Annotated in this window: 2 protein-coding genes; both read right to left on the reverse strand. The window is 74.3% G+C overall.

Going from position 1 to position 3,770, the window contains the following annotated elements:
• A partial coding sequence (locus ABD841_RS40240; protein ID WP_344982323.1) for a non-ribosomal peptide synthetase occupies positions 1 to 2,347 on the reverse strand: 2,347 nt, incomplete at its 3' end.
• A partial coding sequence (locus tag ABD841_RS40245) for a condensation domain-containing protein (RefSeq protein ID WP_344982324.1) occupies positions 2,344 to 3,770 on the reverse strand: 1,427 nt, incomplete at its 5' end. The genes ABD841_RS40245 and ABD841_RS40240, both read right to left, overlap by 4 nt.

Consider the following 3,770-nt stretch of genomic DNA (forward strand, 5'->3'; position numbering starts at 1 on the left):
CACCCCCGAACGGACACGCCACGAACCGCTCCGCCGTCAACCCCGGACGGCCGAGGTAGCCCCGGGCCAGACCGGGTCCGGCGAGGTACAGCTCTCCGGCGACGCCGACCGGGACCGGACGCAGGCAGGAGTCCAGCACGTAGGCACGGGCGTCCCTGACCGGCGAGCCGATCGGCGGGATCTCACCCGGGGTCAGGGGGCCGCTCGTCGTGGCGGCGATGGTGGCCTCGGTGGGACCGTACGCGTTGATCATCAGGCGGCCGGGGGCCCAGGCACCGACCAGGTCTGTCCCGCAGGCGTCGCCACCGACGACGAGGGTCCGCAGGTCGGGCAGCGGGACCTCGGGCACGCTCGCCAGGGCCGCCGGGGGGATCAGCGCGTGGGTGATCCCCCCGCTCGCCAGCACCCCGGCCAGCGCGTCCCCGCCGTACGCGCCCGGCGGGACTATGACGAGAGACGCTCCGGCGGCGAAGGCCATGAGCATTTCCATGACGGAGGCGTCGAAGCTCGGTGAGGCGAAGTGGAGCACCCGGCTGTCCGGGGTGATCCCGAACCGGTCGACCTGCGACCGGGCCAGGGCCGCGATGCCTTCGTGGGTCACCATGACACCCTTGGGATGCCCGGTGGAGCCGGAGGTGTAGATCACGTACGCCGGGTTGCCCGGATCGAGGGGAACGTCGAGGTCGTCGTCCGGGTAGCCGGAGGCGTCGGCTCCGGCGAGCCAGCCGGCGTCGATCACCAGGCTGGGGGCGGCGTCGCGGAGCATGGCGGCGATCCGTTCGGCCGGGTAGCCCGGGTCCACCGGCAGGTAGGCACCGCCCGCCTTGATCACGGCCAGTGCGGCGACGACCAGGTCGGCGGAGCGGTGCAGCCTCAGCGCGACCACCCGCTCGGGACCCACCCCGTGCTCGGCCGCCAGCAACCGGGCCAGCCGGTTGGCGCGGCGGTTGAGCCGCCCGTAGGTCAGGATCTCCTCGCGGTCCACGAGTGCGGGGGCGTCCGGGTCGTGAGCGGCGACGGCCTGGAAGATCTCGGGAAGAGTACGGTGGGGCACCGGGGCGCCGGTGTCGTTCCACTCCTCGACGGCCTGGCGGTACTCCTCGGCGTCGAGGACGTCGAGTCGCCCGACCGGGGTGTCCGGAGCGGTGACGAGCGTGGTGATGAGTCGCTCCACGCGGTCGAGCAGCCGCCGGGCCTGGGCGGCGGTGAACAGGTCGGGGCGGTGGTCGAGGCGGAGCGTGAGCCGGTCGCCGGGGACGGCGGCCAGGGCGAGCGGGTAGTGGTGGGCGTCCGCCGAACCGAAGCCGGTGAGCCGCACGTCGCCGAGGGCGGTGTCCGCGGCGGACGGGTCGAACGGGTAGTTCTCCAGCACGGTGACGGTGTCGAACAGGGTTCCGCGGTGAATCTCGGTCAGGCCGAGGTGGTGGTGGGGCAGCAGCTCGGCCTGCTCGTCCTGGAGGCGTTCCAGCAGTTCGCCGACCGGCTCGGCGGGGCGGAGCCGCACCCGGACCGGCACCGTGTTGATGAACAGGCCGACCATGCGTTCGACACCGGGCAGCTCGGGCGGACGCCCCGACACGATCGCGCCGAAGACGACGTCGTCGCGGCCGGTCAGCGTGGACAGCAGAATCGCCCACACCCCCTGCAGCAGGGTGTTGACGGTGACGCCGCGACGGCGGGTCAACCTGGTCAGCGCGGCGGTCAGGTCCGCGCCCAGCTCGGTGGTGACCTTGGCCGGTGCCACGGACGCGGTCGCCCCGGGCGCGACGAGCGTGGGCCCGTCGACGCCGTCGAGGGCCCGGTCCCAGGCCCGCCGGGCGGCGGCGCGGTCCTGCCCGGCCAGCCAGGCGAGGTAGTTCTTGTACGGGGGCGCGGGCGGGGCGTCCACTCCGAGGTAGAGCGCCAGCAGCTCCGTGACGAGGAGCGGGGTCGACCAGCCGTCCAGCAGGATGTGGTGGTTGGTGATGATCAACCGGTACCGGTCCGGTCCGGGGCGTACGAGCACGAACCGGATCAGCGGCGGCCGGGCCAGGTCGAACGGGCGGGCCCGTTCCTCGGCGGCCGCCTCGGCCGGGTCGCCCCCGTCGACCTCGCGCCAGGACGGCTCGACGGTGCACGGGATGACCTGGACCGGGCGGCTGAGGTCCTCGTGCCAGAAGGCGGCGCGCAGGTTGGGGTGGCGTTCGAGCAGCCGGGCGGCGGCGGCGCGGAGCGCGGGGACGTCCAACGGGCCGTCGAGGTCGAGGGTGACCTGCGCGATGTAGAGGTCCTGCTCGTCGTGGAGGGCATGGAAGAACAGGCCCTGCTGCAGCGGCGAGAGCGGGAGGATGTCCTGCACCTGTGTCATCGCTGCTCCCACGCGGCCTGAATGCGGTCGATCTCGTCCTGGCCGAGGTCGACCAGCAGGTCGCTCGGCGTGTAACCCCCGGAGCCGTGCGCGGCCAGCCCGTCCAGTGCCTCGAACCAGGTGTCGGCCAGCTCGGCGACCTCGGCCTCGTCGAGCAGCCCGCCGGGCCACGACCAGACGGCCTCCAGGTGGGGACCGTCCGGCCGGTCGTGGGTGGTCACGTTGATCTCCAGCACGTGGGAGACGGGCATCGCGGGGTCGTATCCGCCGACATCGGCGGGTACGAGGTTCCAGTCGCCGTCGGTGACGGCGACCCGGCCGAGATAGTTGAAGAGCAGCTGCGGGCGGGGCAGCTCGGCGAGCTTCTGGGCGGTCTCCGGGACGAGGTGGCGGAGCATCCCGTAACCCAGGGGGTCGGGCACCGCCCTGATCTGCTCCTTGACCTTCTTGATCGCCTGGGCTGCGGCCCGCTCGCCGGACCAGCCGCCCGGCCCGGGGTCGAGCCTGACGGGGTGGACGGTGGTGAACCAGCCCACGGTCCGGGACAGGTCCACCCCGGGGAAGACGTCCTCGCGGCCGTGCCCCTCCAGGTCGAGCAGGACCGAGGTACCCCGGCCACCGCGCCTCCTGCGCCAGTGCGTCACGGCCAGCGCGAGCCCGGCGAGCAGCACGTCGTTGACCCGGCCGTGGAAGGCGGCGGGGACGTCCGAGAGCAGGGGCCGGGTCCGTTCGGGGGGCAGCGTGCGGCGGAGGCCGCGCAGTGTCGCAGCGGTGTCGGTACGCGGGTCGAGCGGCCTGCGCCCGATGCGCGGGTCGGGCCCGTCGAGGATGTCGGCCCACAGGTCGAGCTCGCCGACCCGTCCGGCCGCCTCGGCGTGCAGGCGACGCGCCCAGGTACGGAACGAGGTCGGCACCGGGGCCAGCCCCGCGCGCTCCCCCCGCACGGCCGCCGCCCAGGCGGTGAACAGGTCCGGCAGCAGGATCCGCCACGACACCCCGTCCACACACAGGTGATGAACGGTCACCACCAACCGCCCCGACGCCCCGGGCCCGGCATCCAGCCAGGCCACCCGCACCATCCGCCCGGCCGCCGGATCCAGCTCCGCCCGCGACCGCGCCGCCTCCTCGGCCACCACCTGCGTCAGGCCCCGGCCACTCCCCTGGGCGGAACCGGCCCAGGCTTCACCGGCACACTCGGATACCGCACGCGGCCCGGCCTGCGCTTCGCCGACGTGCCCGGCCAGGGCCTGGCCCGGGGTGTCGCCGAGCCGGACCCGCCGGACGCAGTCGGCCGCCATGACCGCGCCCGGCGGGAGAATCTCATACCGCCTCGGCCCGGCCTCCTCCGGCGGCGACCCACTCCCCGGCTCCCGCCCCGGTTCGCCGCCGGTCACCCGCAGCCGCAGCATGTCGTGGCGGTCCA

Source organism: Streptosporangium fragile (assembly GCF_039534445.1).
In the GTDB taxonomy this organism is placed as follows: domain Bacteria; phylum Actinomycetota; class Actinomycetes; order Streptosporangiales; family Streptosporangiaceae; genus Streptosporangium; species Streptosporangium fragile.